This window comes from Streptomyces chumphonensis (assembly GCF_014779715.1).
Classification (GTDB): Bacteria; Actinomycetota; Actinomycetes; order Streptomycetales; family Streptomycetaceae; genus Streptomyces; species Streptomyces chumphonensis.
Genome location: NZ_JACXYU010000011.1, coordinates 92,127 through 108,133 on the forward strand (window position 1 = coordinate 92,127; position 16,007 = coordinate 108,133).

Here is a 16,007-nt window from a genome sequence, read left to right on the forward strand (position 1 = left end):
TCATGATCCGTGCCGCGACGCCCGCCGACGTGCCCGTCATCCTGGAGATGATCCGGGAGCTCGCCGCGTACGAGCGCGCGGCCGAGCACGCCCACGCGACCGAGGAGCAGCTGCACGAGGCACTCTTCGGAGCGCGTCCCGCGGTGTACGCCCTCATCGCGGAGACGGCCGGGACGGACGGAACACCGGGGGCCGACGGGGGCACCGGCACCGCCGGGGGCGAGCCGGTCGGCTTCGCCCTGTGGTTCCGCAACTTCTCGACCTGGACGGGCACCCACGGCGTCTACCTGGAGGACCTGTACGTGCGCCCGGCCGCCCGGGGCGCCGGACACGGAAGGGCGCTGCTCGCGGAGCTGGCGCGGATCTGCGTGGAGCGGGGCTACCGGCGCTTCGAGTGGTGGGTGCTCGACTGGAACCGCCCCTCGATCGACTTCTACCGGTCGCTCGGCGCCGAGCCGATGGACGAATGGACGGTGTTCCGCATGAGCGGCGAGCCCCTGCGAGCTCTGGCGGCCGACGCGGCACGGGCCGAGGAGCCCGACCCCCGCGCGGGGAGCGGGCCGGTAACGGGGGGCCGTGCGGAGGCACGGAGCAACGCAGCGTAATCTTCTTGGAATTGATACCGCCACACCTCTAGCCACGGACAGTGCCCATGTGTTTACGATGGGTGACGTCCATGGTGTGGGGCGGCGCGCGGCCGTCCGTGGGACAGCATGCCACGGATCGCGATAGCGTCGCAGGCGGACCATCTGCTTCGCGCCGGCCCGGCCCCCTGGTCGCCCGGGAGGCCGGCGGAAGTTCGGGGCAGGCCAACCAGTTTGTGCCACCTTGGAGGTGAGGGTGTCCCAGATCGTAGGTGCGGACAAGGACTTCGTCGAGGTCCGGCTGCCCGCGGCGGGTGCCTATCTGTCGGTGCTGCGCACGGCCACCGCCGGTCTCGCGGCCCGCTTGGACTTCACCCTCGACGAGATCGAGGACCTGCGCATCGCCGTGGACGAGGCGTGCGCGATCCTCCTCCAACAAGCGGTCCCGGGGTCCGTCCTCAGCTGCGTCTTCACTCTGGTGGGAGACTCACTGAGAGTGACGGTCTCGGCGCCCACGACGGACGGTCGCGCCCCGGAGCGCGACACCTTCGCCTGGACGGTGCTCTCGGCACTGGCCGGTGAAGTGGACTCGGCCGTGGCCGAGGACCGCACGGTCAGCATCAGCCTGCACAAGAAGCGCGGCGCCGGCCCCGGGGCATCGTGACCGATGCCGAGGGGCCGGCCCGGGACGAGGGGGCCGGTATGAACGACCTGGAGCACAATGCGCCGGTCGGCCGCCACGACATGGCGGCGGATACGGCGATCCCGGAGCAACAGGCCCGGCCGCACCCGGCCGACCTCGGCCGGCTTCCGGAGCGGGCGCAGCGGACGGAGGCCATGGACGAGCAGCCGCAGGAGCACGCCGCGGACGCCCGGCCGGGCGGCGGCCACGGTGCCACCGGGCACAGTGCCACCGGGCACGGCGGCCCGGCCCGGCAGCAGGCCGCGCAGGACCGCTACGGGGCCCGGGAGCTCTTCGTCCGGCTGCGCGATCTGCCGGAGGACTCCCCCGAGCGGGCGGAACTGCGCAACCGCCTCGTCCGCATGCACCTGCCGCTGGTCGAGCACCTGGCGCGCCGCTTCCGCAACCGGGGCGAGCCGCTGGACGACCTGACCCAGGTCGCGACGATCGGCCTGATCAAGTCCGTGGACCGGTTCGACCCGGAGCGGGGCGTGGAGTTCTCCACCTACGCCACCCCCACCGTCGTCGGCGAGATCAAGCGGCACTTCCGGGACAAGGGCTGGGCCGTGCGCGTCCCGAGGCGGCTGCAGGAGCTCCGGCTCTCGCTGTCCTCGGCGACGGCCGAGCTGTCCCAGCTGCACGGCCGGGCGCCGACGGTGCACGAACTCGCGCAGCGCCTGTCGATCTCCGAGGAGGACGTGCTGGAGGGGCTGGAGTCGGCCAACGCCTACAGCACGCTCTCCCTCGACGTGCCGGACACCGACGACGAGTCCCCGGCCGTGGCGGACACCCTGGGCGCGGAGGACGACGCGCTGGAGGGCGTGGAGTACCGGGAGTCGCTCAAACCCCTGCTGGAACAGCTCCCGCCCCGGGAGAAGAAGATCCTTCTGCTGCGGTTCTTCGGCAACATGACGCAGTCGCAGATCGCCCAGGAGGTCGGCATCTCGCAGATGCACGTGTCCCGCCTGCTGGCCCGGACACTGGCCCAGCTGCGGGACAAACTGCTCGTGGAGGAGTGAGGCACACGCCCCGCGCCGCCCGCCTCGTGACGGGTCAGCCGCCCGGCGCGGCCCCGACGCCGAGGGCGGCGGCCGCCCGGGAGTGGAACAGGCACACCAGCCCGGCCACGGCCGTGGCCGCGACGGCGAGCCCGGCCGGCACCCACAGCCCCGAGGAGGAGGCCATCTGCCAGCCGACGGGCAGGGCGATCAGCTGGGTGAAGACGGCCGGCCCCCGGCTCCAGCGGCGCAGCAGCCAGAGCCCTCGCGCGGTGGCCAGCGGCAGCACGGCGAGGGCGAGCACGGTGACGGCTCCGGTGAGCGCCTGCAGGAGGCCGTCCGTACGGTCCCCGATCAGGGGGAGAACGAGCATCGCGATGCCCACGCCGAGGACGGCGAGCCCCTCCAGCGCGACCAGTGCGGCGGCGACGGAGAGGCGTGTGGGCCGCTCGGCGGCCTCCTGCCCGCTCGCCCCGCCACGTCCCGGCGCCGGGCCCCCGGCGGGCGTCTGACGCTTGTCTGCTGTGCTCACACCCGCCAGCGTAGCCGCCTCGCCGTTCCGGGACGCGGGGAGCGCGGAAGGGAGCCGAAGGGCGGGTGGGGGCACGTCCTCCCACTCGGTAACCTGCACCCCATGCGCGCACTTCTCGTGGTCAACCCCAAGGCAACCACCACCAGTGCGCGGACGCGGGACGTACTCGTGCACGCGCTGGCGAGCGACCTCAAGCTGGAGGTGGCGACCACCGAGCACCGGGGGCACGCCCGCGAGCTGGCCCGGCGTGCGGTCGAGGGCGGGGAGACCGAGCTGGTGATCGCCCTCGGCGGCGACGGCACGGTGAACGAGGTCGTGAACGGACTCCTCGGCCACCACGGCCCGGACCCGGAGGGACTGCCCCGGCTGGCCGTCGTGCCCGGTGGGTCGACGAACGTCTTCGCCCGGGCCCTGGGGCTGCCGAACGACCCCGTGGAGGCGACGGGGGCCCTGCTGGGCGCCCTGGAGAGCGGCGGCGGCAGGACGGTGGGGCTGGGTCTCGCGGCCGGGACCCCGGACACGGACGACGCCGGGGTGCCGCCGCGCTGGTTCACGTTCTGCGCGGGCTTCGGCTTCGACGCCGGCGTCGTCGGCCGCGTCGAGCAGCAGCGGGAGCGGGGCAGGCGCTCGACGCACGCCCTCTACATGCGGCAGGTGCTGCGGCAGTTCGTCGGTGATCCGCATCGCCGCAGCGGCACGATCACCCTGGAGCGGCCGGACGGGGAACCGGTGGGAGGTTTGGTGGCGTCCATAGTGTGCAACACGGCTCCTTGGACGTACTTGGGGAACCGGCCGGTGTACGCGGCCCCCGAGGCGTCGTTCGACACGGCACTTGACGTGCTCGGACTCACCCGGCTGTCGCCGGTGGCGGTGACCCGTTACGGCACCCAGCTGCTGACGTCCTCGCCGGAGCGGGGCCCGCGCGGCAAGCACGCTGTGTCACTGCACGACGTGTCGGCCTTCACCTTGCATTCGCAGGTGCCGCTGCCGTTTCAGATGGACGGTGACCACCTGGGACTGCGAACGAGCATCAGCTTCACAGGTGTTCGGCGTGCACTGCGTGTGATTGCATAAGTCGAAGGGCCGAAAGTCCTTCCACTCGAACGTTTAGGCCAGCCTCCACCCACTAGAAGTACGGCTGTGAGGCAAGCGACACCAAGGAATCAAAAAAAACTTGCCGGAAGGGGTTGTATCCACCGCCGAGGTTTGCGAATCTCTTCATGGCGATCGGGACAGCGCCTTCGGCAGCCCCCGAGTCAGCCCGAACCCCCTCTTCAAAGCCGATGCGACCAGCGTCACATCTACTGGTCGGCCCTTCCTTTGTCGGGGGATTCGTGAAAGCGTTCACATTCACAAGCCACGTACCAACGCGTAGGAGATGGAGCAGCCATGGACTGGCGTCACAACGCCGTTTGCCGCGAGGAAGACCCCGAGCTCTTCTTCCCCATCGGCAACACCGGTCCTGCGCTGCTGCAGATCGAGGAAGCCAAGGCCGTCTGCCGCCGCTGCCCCGTTCAGGAGCAGTGCCTGCAGTGGGCCCTGGAGTCCGGTCAGGACTCCGGCGTCTGGGGTGGCCTCAGCGAGGACGAGCGTCGCGCGATGAAGCGCCGCGCCGCCCGCAACCGCGCGCGTAAGGCGACCGCCTGACGACGCCCGGCCTGGCCACCCGCTGCCCCGAGCCGCAGCACGCAGTGCCGGCGAGACACCGCTAGCACCCGCACGTCAGCCCGAGCCCCGGCTCCGACCCCACGGTCGGAGCCGGGGCTCGGTGCCGTGTCGGGCCCGCCGCCGCGGGCCGCTCGCGTCCGTGCGCCGGGTCAGCGCTGGTCGGTCGTGACCGGGAGGTCGAAGACCACGCGGGTGCCGCGCCCGGCGGCCGGCACCATCTCGAACGTGCCGCCCAGCTCGCCCTCCACGAGGGTGCGGACGATCTGCAGGCCGAGGTTTCCCGAGGTGCGGACGTCGAACCCGTCCGGGAGCCCCCGGCCGTCGTCCAGCACCGTCACCAGGAGCCGCGCGTCCTCGCCGCCAGACGGCCCGGGGCCGCGCACCGCACCGACCTCCAGTGTCCCCTGCTCGGCGGGGCCGTAGCCGTGCTCCAGGGCGTTCTGGAGCACCTCGGTGAGCACCATGGACAGCGGGGTGGCGACCTCGGCGGGAAGGATGCCGAACCGGCCCGTGCGGCGTCCCGTGACCTTGCCGGGTGCGATCTCCGCCACCATCGCGAGGACGCGGTCGGCGATCTCGTCGAAGTCGACGCGCTCGTCCAGGTTCTGCGAGAGCGTCTCGTGGACGATGGCGATGGAGCCCACCCGGCGCACGGCCTCCTCCAGGGCCTCCCGCGCGCTGCTGTCCCCGGTGGCGCCGATCCGGCGCGCCTGGAGGCGCAGGAGCGCGGCCACCGTCTGGAGGTTGTTCTTGACCCGGTGGTGGATCTCGCGGATCGTGGCGTCCTTGGTGATCAGCTCGCGCTCCCGGCGGCGCAGCTCCGTGACGTCGCGCAGGAGGACGAGGGAGCCGATCCGGGTGCCCTTCGGCTTGAGCGGGATCGCGCGCAGCTGCACCACGCACTCGTCGCCCTCGATCTCGGCCTCCCGGGGCGCCCAGCCGCTGGCCAGCTTCACCAGGGACTCGTCCACCGGGCCCTTGGCCGGGGCCAGCTCGGCCGTCGTCTCGCCGAGTTGGAGGCCGACGAGGTCGGCGGCGAGGCCGAGCCGGTGGTAGGCGGAGAGGGCGTTGGGGCTGGCGTACTGGACGAACCCGTCGGCGTCCAGCCGGATCAGGCCGTCCCCCACCCGGGGGGAGGCGTCCATGTCGACCTGCTGGCCGGGGAAGGGGAACTCCCCCGCCGCGATCATCTGCGCCAGGTCCGAGGCGCTCTGCAGGTAGGTCAGCTCCAGCCGGCTCGGGGTCCGGACGGTCAGCAGATTGGTGTTGCGGGCGATGACGCCGAGGACCCGGCCGTCGCGGCGTACGGGGATGGACTCGACCCGGACCGGCACCTCCTCGCGCCACTCCGGGTCGCCCTCCCGGACGATGCGGCCCTCGTCGAGCGCGGAGTCCAGCAGCGGTCGGCGTCCGCGCGGCACGAGGTGGCCGACCATGTCGTCCTGGTAGGAGGTGGGCCCGGTGTTGGGCCGCATCTGCGCGACGGACACGTACCGGGTGCCGTCGCGGGTGGGCACCCACAGGACGAGGTCCGCGAAGGAGAGGTCGGACAGCAGCTGCCACTCGGAGACGAGCAGGTGCAGCCATTCGAGGTCGGACTCACCGAGCGCGGTGTGCTGGCGTACGAGGTCATTCATGGAGGGCACGCCGCCGAGCCTAGAGGGTGCCCGGAAGCACTTCGGGCCGCGGCGCCTGGGTGAGACCCTCAACTCACCCGGCACCGCAGCCCGGAGCGACCTGAGACCCGGGCGCGGTCAGGGCAGAGAGCGCCGCGGATCTCGTTCCACCCTCCTGTGCGGGGAGGGCGGAGGCTTTCGCCGTTATCACCATTGTGGACTAGACCACTGGGCCTGTCCATGGTCTGGAGCGGTCGCGCGGGAACCGGCGAGCGGGTTCCCGCGCACGCCGCGGCCTCAGTGGGTCTCGGTGACCTTCGCCAGGGCCCTGGGGGCGTCCGGGTCCTGGCCGCGCGCGATGGTCACCTCGTAGGCCAGCATCTGGAGGGGGAGGATCTCCAGAACCGGCTGCAGCTCCTCGCGCACCCCGTCCACCGGCAGGACGAAGCCCGCCGAGGCGGCGTCCACCTGCGGCTTGGGTCCGACGACGACCAGGTCCGCGCCACGGTCGCGCAGCCGGTCCAGGACGGGCTGCAGCGCCTCCCCGCCCTTGCCGTCGGTCACGATGGCGATGACGGGCGAGACGTTGTCGACCATGGCCAGCGGCCCGTGCAGCAGGTCCGCACCGGAGTAGGACAGGGCGGGGATGTAGCTGGTCTCCATCAGCTTCAGCGCCGCCTCCTTCGCCGTCGGGTACCCGAACCCGCGTGAGGTCAGCACCATGCGCTCGGCGAAGCGGTACCGGCCCGCCAGGTCCTTGACCTCCTCGCGGCGGTCGAGGATCTGCTCGGCCAGCTCCGGCAGCGCGGCGGCGGCCCCGGCGCCGTCACCGCCGCGCAGGCCCTCGACGAACAGGTACAGCGCCAGCAGCTCGGCGGTGTAGGTCTTGGTCGCGGGGAGCGCCTTCTCCTCCCCGGCCAGCACGTCGATGTGGAACTCGCTGATCTCCGCCAGCGGCGACGCGGCGTTGTTCGTGACGGCCAGGGTGATCGCCCCGGCCTCCCGGGCCGCCCGGGTGGAGGCGACGAGGTCGGGGGAGCCGCCGGACTGGCTGACGGTGATGACCAGGCAGTCCGTGAGGTCCTGCCGGGCGCCGTACGCCGTCGTCGTGGACATGGAGGTGAGCCCGCAGGGCTTGCCCAGCAGGACCTCCAGGAGGTACTTGGCGTAGAGCGCCGCGTTGTCCGACGTGCCGCGTGCGGTGAGGAGCACGAAGCGCGGCTCGCGCGCGGCGATCCGCTCGGCGACCTCACGGATCCTCGGCGCGCCTTCGGTCAGGATGCGGCGCAGGACGGCGGGCTGTTCGGCCATTTCACCGGCCATGATCCGACCGGTCGTGGCGGTCATGCGGGGTGCCTCCAGTTGGCGTGGTGCGGTTGTTCCGGATTCAGCCGTCGGCCCGGCGGCCGGCGACGACCTCGGCGGCGGCGCGGGCGCAGACGCGGGCCGCGCCGTGTGTCGCGATGTGCGGGGCGCCCACGGGCGAAGCCTGCGGGAGTCCCATCTCGACCACGACGGTGTCCGGACGGGCGGCGAGCAGGGCGTCGAGCGCGGCGGCCATCCAGGAGTGCCGGTGGGCGTCGCGGACCACGGCGACGATCCTACGGTCCCCCGCCTCGGCCAGCACCTGTCCCGCCAGCGCCGGAACGCCCAGCGCATCGGCCTCCGTCTGGCTCCAGGAGCCGGTCCCGGTGCCCGGCAGCAGCCGGGTCAGCTCGGCGGCCAGCCCCCAGGGCGTCTCGTCGCCCACCGCGATGTTCGCGACGGGGGTGCACGCGGCGACGTAGACGGCCTCCTCGCACGGGACGAACGGCGTCGGCCCCTGCGTCACCCGAACCGCGCGCCGAGCCGCGGTGAGGCCGACCTCGGCGCCTTCGGGGGCGGGCTCCGGGAGCGGACGGGCGGCGGCGCGGCGCGTCCAGTCGGCCAGGTCGCGCACGCGGGCGGCGGCGTCGGCGAGGCGTTCCGCGGGCAGCTCGCCCTCCTGCACGGCCCGCACGACGGCGTCGCGCAGGCGCAGCACGATGTCCTCGTCGGCCAGGTTGCCGCCGACGCAGATGGCGTCGGCCCCGGCGGCGAGCGCGAGGACGGTGCCCCGCTCGATGCCGTGCGTGTCGGCGATGGCGCTCATCTCGACCGCGTCGGTGACGATCAGCCCGTCGAAGCCGAGCCCGCCGCGTTCGGCGGACGCGCGCAGCAGCCCGGTGAGGGCGGCGTGGCTGAGGGTCGCGGGCCGGTCGGCGTCGAGCGCGGGGAGCAGGATGTGGGCGCTCATGACGACCTTGCTCCCGGCGGCGACGGCGGCGCGGAAGGGGACGAGCTCCCGGACGCCGAGCGTCGCGAGCCCGACGTCGATGCGCGGCAGCGCGTGGTGGGAGTCGACGTTGGTGTCACCGTGCCCGGGGAAGTGCTTCGTGCAGGCCGCGACCCCGGCGGCCTGCATGCCCTCGACGTAGGCGGCGGTGTGCCGGGCCACCAGCTCGGGGTCGGCGCCGAAGGACCGCACACCGATGACGGGGTTGTGCGGGTTGGAGTTGACGTCGGCGGAGGGGGCCCAGTTGAGGTTCACGCCGCAGGCGGCGAGCCGGCGGCCGAGCTCCTGGGCGACCGTCCGGGTGAGCTCCGGGTCGTCGACGGCGCCGAGGGCGAGGTTGCCGGGGAAGGAGGAGCCGTTGCGGACCTCCAGCCGGGTGACGTCGCCGCCCTCCTCGTCGATGGCGACCAGGACGTCCGGGCGCACGGCGCGCAGCTGGGCCGTGAGGGCGGTGAGCTGCTCGGGCGACTCGATGTTGCGGCCGAAGAGTCCGACGGAGGTCAGGCCGTCGTCCAGTCGGCGCAGCAGCCAGTCGGGGGCCGTGGTGCCGACGAAGCCGGGTTGCAGGACGGCGAGGGCGTCCCGGAGGAGGGTGGTGGAGGCGGGGGCGAGAGTGGTCATGTCGCTATCCCTTCACCGCGCCGGCGCTGAGCCCACCGACGGCACGACGCTGGAGGAAGATGAAGAGGAGGAGCACGGGCAGGGCGAAGAGCGAGGACGCGGCCATGGTCGCGCCCCAGTCGTTGCCGAACGCCGACTGGAACTGGGTGAGCCACAAGGGCAGGGTGTACGCCTCGGGGTCCTTGTTGAGGACCAGCACCATGGCGAACTCGTTCCAGGCGGTGATGAAGCCGAAGAGCGAGGTGGACATCAGGCCGGGGGCGAGCAGCGGGAAGATCACCTTCATGAACGCCTGGGTGCGGCTGCACCCGTCGATCATCGCGGCCTCCTCCAGCTCCTTCGGCACGGCGGCGATGAAGCCGCGCAGCGTCCAGATGGTGAAGGGCAGGACCATGACGAAGTAGATGAGCGTCAGGAAGCCGATGCTGTTGAGGACCTCGGCGTCCCGGGCGATGAGGTACATCACGATGACCATGACTTCCCAGGGCGCCATCTGCGCCATCATCACCGCGAGGACGAGCCCCTTACGGCCCTTGAACCTCATCCGGACGATGGCGAAGCTCGCCGCGAGGGCGACGACGAGCGCGAGGGCCACGGCGCCCACGGTGACCAGGACGCTGTTGCGGACGAACGTCCAGAAGAGGTCGACCTCGGTGGCGGTGCCGTAGTGCTCGAACGTGGGCGAGAAGAAGAAGGTCGGGGTCTTGGTGAGGACCTCGGTCGCCGGCTTGAAGGACGTCGAGAACATCCAGTAGACGGGGAAGATGAAGAGGGCCGCCAGGACGAGCGCGAGGACGTTGGGCCAGATGCCGCGCAGGGTCTTGCGCCGCTTGGCGCGGGCCGCGTCGCGGCCCGGAGTGCCGCCGTTCTTCGGCGTGACGGCGTCGGGGGCCCCCGCCGGGCCGGCGAGGGTGGTGGGGTGGCTCACTGCTCGTCCTCCTGCTTGAGGATCAGGCGGAAGTAGAACGACATCGCGATCATGAGCAGCAGGATCGTCAGCACGGACGCCGCGGCGGCCACACCGAACTGCATCTGGCTCATGCCCTCGACGTAGGCGAAGACCGGCAGCGTCTCGGACTCGCGGTTCGGACCGCCCGCGTTGAGCGCGTAGATCTGCGCGAACGCCTTGAAGACCCAGATGATCTCCAGGAACGTGGTGATCAGGAAGAACGGCTTCAGCATCGGGAAGACCACCGAGCGGAAGATCCGCGCGTTCGAGGCACCGTCCATGCGGGCGGCCTCGTACAGCTCGCCGCTGATCGTCGTCAGTCCCGCGTACATGTTGAGCGCCACGAAGGGGACGGACGCCCACACGATGAGCAGGGTGACGATCGCGAGCGTCGAGAAGCCGGTGTCGAACCAGTTGTGCTGGTCGTAGCCCTCGAAGCCGAGGCTGCGCATCACCCAGTTCATGACGCCGAACTGGGTGTCGAACAGCCACCGGAAGACGGTGGCGGAGGCGACGATCGGCATGGCCCAGGCGAGCACCAGGGAGATCGAGAGGACCATCCGCATCTTCTTGCCGAGGCGGTTCAGCAGCAGGCCGATCAGGGTGCCGAACACCATGATCAGCACCACGTTGACCGCCATGAAGACGAACGTGCGCGCCACGACGGTCCAGAACATGTCGTCCTGGAGGAGCTCCGTGTAGTTGCCGAGGCCGGTCCACACCGTGGTGCGCGAGATCATCTCGATCCGGCCGAGCTGCTGGAGCGAGACGATCACGTTGCGGATGAGCGGGTAGCCCAGGAAGACGGCGAGGGCGACGACGGCCGGCCCGATCAGCACATAGGGCAGCCACCCGCTGGGCAGCGAGCGCCTGGGGCGTGGTGATGGTTCGGCCGGCCCCGGCGCCGGGTCACGCGGAGGCGGCTCCTCGGCTACGGGGGTGACGCCCTCGGTCTGCACGGTCATGGTCTTCTTCCTCGGCTACGGGCTGCGGAGGGGGAACGGGGTCCGGCGTGTCCCGGCCGGCGAGCGGCCGGGACACGCCGCGGCGGGCGTCAGCCCTGGTTGATGCGCTCGGTGATCGTCGTGTCGGCGTCCTTACCGGCCTTCTCCGGGTCCGAACCGTTGAGCACATTGGTCATGTACTGCTTGATCGGGTTCGGGTCGGTCTCCACGTTCGCCCAGCCCGGGGTGACGGGGGTGATGCGGCCGACGTCCGCGGCCTTGACCATGGCCTCGGCGAAGGAGCCCGGCTCGGGGGTGACCTGGGCGGCCTCGGAGTTCGGCAGCAGGGCGCCGCCGGTGGCCTCGGCGTACTTCTTCATCCACTTCTCGGAGGTCGCGAGCTTCAGCCACTCCTGGGCCAGCTCCTTGTTCTGCGAGCGCTCGGAGACGGCGAGGTTGGAACCGCCGAAGAAGACGTGGCCCGGCTGGTCGGCGCTCTTGCCCGGGATCGGGAAGTAGCCGAAGTCGGCCTCGCCGCCGGCCTCCTCGATGGCGGCCTGCGCGCCGCCGGCCTCCCAGCCCAGACCGATCCAGGACGCGACGTCACCCTTGGGGATGATGTCCGTGGACTGCTGCGGGGTGGACTCGTCGATGTCGGTCGGAGCGTTCGTGTAGGCGGCGAGCTCCTTGTAGAAGTTCATGGCCGCCTCGCCCTCGGGGGTGGCCAGCGAGCCCTTCCACTGGTCGCCGTCCTGGACGGCGAGGTCGCCGCCCTCGTCCCACAGGAAACCGGCGTAGATGTACCAGCTCTGACCCGGAAGGTAGAGGGGCTGGGCGTCCGTCTCCTTCTCGATCTTCTTCAGCCCGTCGAGCCACTCCTCACGGGTGGTGGGCGGCTCGACGCCGGCCTCCTCGAAGATGCTCTTGTCGTAGATCACGGCGCGGTTGGCGGCGTACCACGGCGCCGCGAAGAGCTTGCCGTCGATCTCGGTGGAGGAGACCATCCCCTCGATCCAGCTGTCGTAGCCCAGATCGGCCTTCATGTCGGTGAGGTCGGCGAGACCGCCGGTGACCGCGTATCCGGCGGTCTGGGTGTTGCCGAGCTCGATCACGTCCGGCGGGGTGTCCTCGGAGAGGGAGGTCGTGATCTTCTCCTGGATGCCGTTCCACTGCTGTTCCTGGATCTTGACGGTCACCCCCTCGTTGGCCGACTCGAACTCCTTGTTCAGTTCGGTGACCCACTCATCGGGCGCGGACCCGTCCATGACCCAGACGGTCAGCGTCTTGTCGCCTCCGCCGGAGCCGTTGTCGCCGCTGTCGTCGCTGTCCGAGCCGCAGGCGGACACGCCGAGCATCGCCGCGACGCCGATGGCTGCTATGAGCTTGCGCTTCACGTCACCCTCCCAGGGATGGAAACTTCCCGCCCACCGAGAAGACATACGACGAGGTAGTGCCTGTGGGGCTGGGATTGGTCTTTAATGGTTTAGACCAGTTCCCGCAGCTTGGCCTAGACCTATAGGGGTGTCAAGAGTGGACAGGAAGGGCCGTCCGGTCCGTTACCGGAACGACATCTGTGCCGGAGGATTCCCCTGGGAAACCGCCGTGCCAGGATGTGAGGCCGTTACGCACGGAGTCGGAGGAAGCCGGTGACGGCAGCAGGAGGACAGCAGACAGGGCGTCCGCCCCTCGGGGCGGGGGGCACCGCCGCGGCGGTGGGCGTCGACGAGCAGGGCACCGATCCGGGGACACCGCCGCAGGGCGCCACCCGGGTCGCGCGCGTCCCCAAGTACTACCGGCTCAAACGGCACCTGCTGGAGATGACCGAAACCCTTCCCCCGGGAACGCCCGTGCCCCCCGAGCGTACGCTGGCGACCGAGTTCGACACCTCGCGCACCACGGTGCGCCAGGCCCTCCAGGAGCTCGTCGTCGAGGGACGCCTGGAGCGTATCCAGGGCAAGGGCACGTTCGTCGCCAAGCCCAAGGTCTCCCAGGCGCTCCAGCTCACCTCCTACACCGAGGACATGCGGGCCCAGGGTTTGGAGCCCACCTCCCAGCTCCTCGACCTCGGCTACGTCACCGCGGACGACCGTCTGGCGTCCCTGCTCGACATCCCGCCCGGCGGTCGCGTCCTGCGGATCGAGCGACTGCGGCTGGCGAGCGGCGAGCCGATGGCCATCGAGACGACGCACCTGTCCCAGCGGCGCTTCCCCGCCCTGCGGCGCAGCCTCATGAAGTACACCTCGCTCTACACCGCCCTCTCCGAGGTCTACGACGTCCAGCTCGCCGAGGCCGAGGAGACGATCGAGACCTCCCTGGCCTCGCCCCGGGAGGCCGGGCTGCTGGGCTCGGACGTCGGGCTGCCGATGCTGATGCTCTCAAGGCACTCCTACGACCGCGACGGAGAGCCGGTGGAGTGGGTGCGCTCGGTCTACCGGGGCGACCGCTACAAGTTCGTGGCCCGCCTCAAGCGTCCGCAGTAGGCCGGGCACCCCTCCACCGCCCCGGCCGCACGAGGCGCACACCGGCCGGACACCGGCCGCTCGGCGCGCAACTCGACCGTTCGTCGTCCCACCCTCGTGTGACCCTAGTGACGGCTCCATAGGCCCTCACCTAGGGTTCCCCCGCACCTCAAGGATGATCACAGGGCGGAGGGCCGGAAGATGACCGAACCCGCAGCACCATCCGACCGGGGGACGGTGGGGCGTGGCAGTCCGTCACCGGCCCAGATCGCGATCTGGACGGCGGTGGCGCTCGCCGGCGCCGTCGGCTGGGCCATGCTCGCGCTCTCCCGCGGCGAGGAGATCTCGGCCGCCTGGATGGTCGCCGCGGCGCTGGGCACGTACGCCATCGGCTACCGCTTCTACTCCCGCTTCATCGCCTACCGGGTGCTGCGGGTGGACAAGACCCGCGCGACGCCCGCCGAGCGGCTGGACAACGGCGTCGACTTCCACCCGACCGACCGCCGGGTGCTCTTCGGCCACCACTTCGCGGCGGTGGCCGGAGCCGGTCCGCTGGTGGGCCCGGTGCTCGCCGCGCAGATGGGCTACCTGCCCGGCACGATCTGGATCGTCGTCGGGGTGATCCTCGCGGGCGCCGTGCAGGACATGGTGACCCTCTTCTTCTCCACCCGTCGCGACGGCCGCTCGCTGGGCCAGATGGCCCGGGACGAGATCGGCCCGTTCGGCGGTGCGGCGGCACTCGTGGCCGTCTTCGCCATCATGATCATCCTGCTGGCGGTACTGGCCCTGGTCATCGTCAACGCGCTCGCGGAGTCGCCGTGGGGCGTCTTCTCCATCGCGATGACGATCCCCATCGCCCTGTTCATGGGCTTCTACCTGCGGGTGCTGCGTCCTGGACGCGTGACCGAGGTGTCCGTCGTCGGGGTCGCGCTGCTGCTGCTGGCGATCGTCGCGGGCGGCTGGGTCGCCGAGTCCTCCCTCGCCGAGACCTTCACCCTCTCCAAGGGCACCCTCGTCCTGTGGATGATCGCCTACGGCTTCCTCGCCTCGGTGCTCCCGGTGTGGATGCTGCTGGCCCCGCGCGACTACCTCTCCACGTTCATGAAGGTCGGCACGATCGCGCTGCTGGCCCTCGGCGTCTTCATCGCCCTGCCGACCCTGAAGATGCCGGCCGTCACCGACTTCGCCTCGCGGGGTGACGGGCCGATCTTCGCCGGGTCGATGTTCCCGTTCGTCTTCATCACCGTCGCGTGCGGCGCCCTCTCCGGCTTCCACGCGCTCGTCTCCTCGGGCACCACCCCGAAGATGATCCAGAAGGAGACGCAGGTCCGCATGGTCGGCTACGGCGCCATGCTGACCGAGTCGTTCGTCGCGATCATGGCGATGATCACCGCCTGCATCATCGATCCGGGGCTGTTCTTCGCCGTCAACGCGCCCGTCGGGGCCATCGGGGACTCCGTGCAGTCGGCGTCGGAGGCCGTCGCGGGCTTCGGGTTCAGCATCTCCCCCGAGGCGCTGACGGCGGCGGCCGAGTCCGTCGAGGAGGAGTCGCTGCTCTCCCGCACGGGCGGCGCGCCCACGTTCGCCCTCGGCATGTCGGAGATCTTCTCGGCCGTCATCGGCGGCGCCGCGATGAAGGCGTTCTGGTACCACTTCGCCATCATGTTCGAGGCCCTGTTCATCCTCACGACGGTGGACGCCGGCACCCGGGTCGGCCGCTTCATGCTCCAGGACACCCTGGGCAACCTGTACAAGCCGCTGCGGGACGTGAGCTGGAAGCCCGGCGTGTGGCTGACGAGCGCGATCGTGGTCGGCGGCTGGGGCTACTTCCTGTGGGTGGGCGTCCACGACCCCCTCGGCGGCATCAACCAGCTCTTCCCGCTCTTCGGCATCGCCAACCAGCTCCTGGCCGCCGTCGCCCTGGCGGTGTGCACCACGCTGCTGGTGAAGTCGGGCCGACTGAAGTGGGCGTGGGTGACCGGTGTCCCGCTCGCCTGGGACGTCGCCGTGACGCTCACCGCGAGCTGGCAGAAGATCTTCTCCGGCGATCCCCGGGTGGGCTTCTTCACCCAGCGGAGCATCTACCAGGAGGGCATCGACAACGGTGAGGTGATCGCTCCGGCCAAGGACATGGACGAGATGCACACCATCGTCACCAACTCGACGGTCGACGGCGTCCTGTGCGCGCTCTTCGCCCTCCTGATCATCGTCGTCATCGTGGACGCGGGCCGCGTCTGCTGGAAGGCGGTCCACGCGCCGGAGACGGTGAAGCTGCACGAGGCCCCCTACCAGCGCTCCACCGTGGTGGCACCGGCCGGGCTCTTCGCCACCAAGGAGGAGAAGGCGGAGATGGCGGCGGCAGCGGCCGGGGACGGCGGCGGAACGGGGCCGGAGCGCCCGGTGGGAACGCGCTCGTGAGCCTGCCGGCACGGGTGCGGGCGCTGGCCGCCCGCACCCGGTGGTACTGGCGTGAGGCGACGGGGGAGGCCGCCTACGACCGCTACGTCGCCCACGCGCGCGCCCACGACCCGAACGCCCCGGTGCTCAGCCGCCGGGCCTTCGAACGCCGCCGGACGGACGCCCGCGAGGCCGACCCCCGCGAGGGCTTCCGCTGCTGCTGACCCCGGCCCGCCGGTGGGC

General features: G+C 71.2%; 15 protein-coding genes. 8 read left to right on the forward strand and 7 right to left on the reverse strand.

The annotated features are described in order from the left end of the window. Positions 1-2 precede the first annotated feature (2 nt). The 3 genes from IF129_RS19460 (at position 3) to IF129_RS19470 (ending at position 2,285) form a co-directional block, all read left to right on the forward strand. On the forward strand, positions 3-605 hold the full coding sequence (locus tag IF129_RS19460) for a GNAT family N-acetyltransferase (protein WP_191211010.1): 603 nt from the start codon (positions 3-5) through the stop codon (positions 603-605). A 235-nt stretch (positions 606-840) separates the two neighbouring features. Continuing rightward, positions 841-1,248: an ATP-binding protein gene (locus IF129_RS19465; protein ID WP_191211011.1), complete on the forward strand. Its 408-nt coding sequence runs from the start codon at positions 841-843 to the stop codon at positions 1,246-1,248. 38 nt (positions 1,249-1,286) lie between these two features. Further along, positions 1,287-2,285 carry an RNA polymerase sigma factor SigF gene (locus tag IF129_RS19470; RefSeq protein ID WP_224755247.1) on the forward strand — a complete coding sequence of 333 codons (999 nt, stop codon included), beginning with the start codon at positions 1,287-1,289 and terminating at the stop codon, positions 2,283-2,285. 34 nt (positions 2,286-2,319) lie between these two features. On the opposite strand, the gene IF129_RS19475 is transcribed toward IF129_RS19470, so the two are convergent. Then, positions 2,320-2,796 carry a hypothetical protein gene (locus tag IF129_RS19475; protein ID WP_191211012.1) on the reverse strand — a complete coding sequence of 159 codons (477 nt, stop codon included), beginning with the start codon at positions 2,794-2,796 and terminating at the stop codon, positions 2,320-2,322. Positions 2,797-2,898: 102 nt separating this feature from the next. On the opposite strand from IF129_RS19475, the gene IF129_RS19480 reads away from it, so the two are divergent. Both IF129_RS19480 and IF129_RS19485 read left to right on the forward strand, forming a co-directional pair. Continuing rightward, positions 2,899-3,870 (forward strand): diacylglycerol/lipid kinase family protein, encoded by a 972-nt coding sequence (locus IF129_RS19480; RefSeq protein ID WP_191211013.1) that lies wholly within the window; start codon positions 2,899-2,901, stop codon positions 3,868-3,870. Positions 3,871-4,185: 315 nt separating this feature from the next. Next, positions 4,186-4,443 carry a WhiB family transcriptional regulator gene (locus IF129_RS19485; protein ID WP_191211014.1) on the forward strand — a complete coding sequence of 86 codons (258 nt, stop codon included), beginning with the start codon at positions 4,186-4,188 and terminating at the stop codon, positions 4,441-4,443. 170 nt (positions 4,444-4,613) lie between these two features. On the opposite strand, the gene IF129_RS19490 is transcribed toward IF129_RS19485, so the two are convergent. The 6 genes from IF129_RS19490 to IF129_RS19515 form a co-directional block, all read right to left on the reverse strand. Further along, entirely contained in the window at positions 4,614-6,101 is a 1,488-nt protein-coding gene (locus IF129_RS19490) for a PAS domain-containing sensor histidine kinase (RefSeq protein WP_191211098.1), read from the reverse strand. A 276-nt stretch (positions 6,102-6,377) separates the two neighbouring features. Beyond that, positions 6,378-7,427: an SIS domain-containing protein gene (locus IF129_RS19495; RefSeq protein ID WP_191211015.1), complete on the reverse strand. Its 1,050-nt coding sequence runs from the start codon at positions 7,425-7,427 to the stop codon at positions 6,378-6,380. A 40-nt stretch (positions 7,428-7,467) separates the two neighbouring features. After that, entirely contained in the window at positions 7,468-9,015 is a 1,548-nt protein-coding gene (locus IF129_RS19500) for a glycoside hydrolase family 3 protein (protein WP_191211016.1), read from the reverse strand. Between the two features lie 4 nt (positions 9,016-9,019). After that, on the reverse strand, positions 9,020-9,832 hold the full coding sequence (locus IF129_RS19505) for a carbohydrate ABC transporter permease (protein ID WP_224755275.1): 813 nt from the start codon (positions 9,830-9,832) through the stop codon (positions 9,020-9,022). 107 nt (positions 9,833-9,939) lie between these two features. After that, positions 9,940-10,929, reverse strand: a complete 990-nt coding sequence (locus IF129_RS19510; RefSeq protein WP_191211017.1) for a carbohydrate ABC transporter permease — start codon at positions 10,927-10,929, stop codon at positions 9,940-9,942. An 89-nt stretch (positions 10,930-11,018) separates the two neighbouring features. Further along, the gene (locus IF129_RS19515) at positions 11,019-12,302 is read right to left on the reverse strand and encodes an extracellular solute-binding protein (RefSeq protein WP_191211018.1); all 1,284 of its coding nucleotides are present in this window, start codon (positions 12,300-12,302) and stop codon (positions 11,019-11,021) included. A gap of 318 nt (positions 12,303-12,620) precedes the next feature. Between IF129_RS19515 and IF129_RS19520 the strand changes: the two genes are divergently transcribed. From IF129_RS19520 to IF129_RS19530, 3 genes are all read left to right on the forward strand, one after another. Then, positions 12,621-13,388: a GntR family transcriptional regulator gene (locus tag IF129_RS19520; RefSeq protein WP_191211100.1), complete on the forward strand. Its 768-nt coding sequence runs from the start codon at positions 12,621-12,623 to the stop codon at positions 13,386-13,388. Between the two features lie 180 nt (positions 13,389-13,568). Then, positions 13,569-15,785 (forward strand): carbon starvation CstA family protein, encoded by a 2,217-nt coding sequence (locus IF129_RS19525; RefSeq protein WP_191211019.1) that lies wholly within the window; start codon positions 13,569-13,571, stop codon positions 15,783-15,785. Positions 15,786-15,787: 2 nt separating this feature from the next. Next, a complete protein-coding gene (locus IF129_RS19530; protein ID WP_191211101.1) occupies positions 15,788-15,988 on the forward strand; it encodes a CstA-like transporter-associated (seleno)protein in 201 nt (66 codons plus the stop codon). Positions 15,989-16,007: the final 19 nt, after the last annotated feature.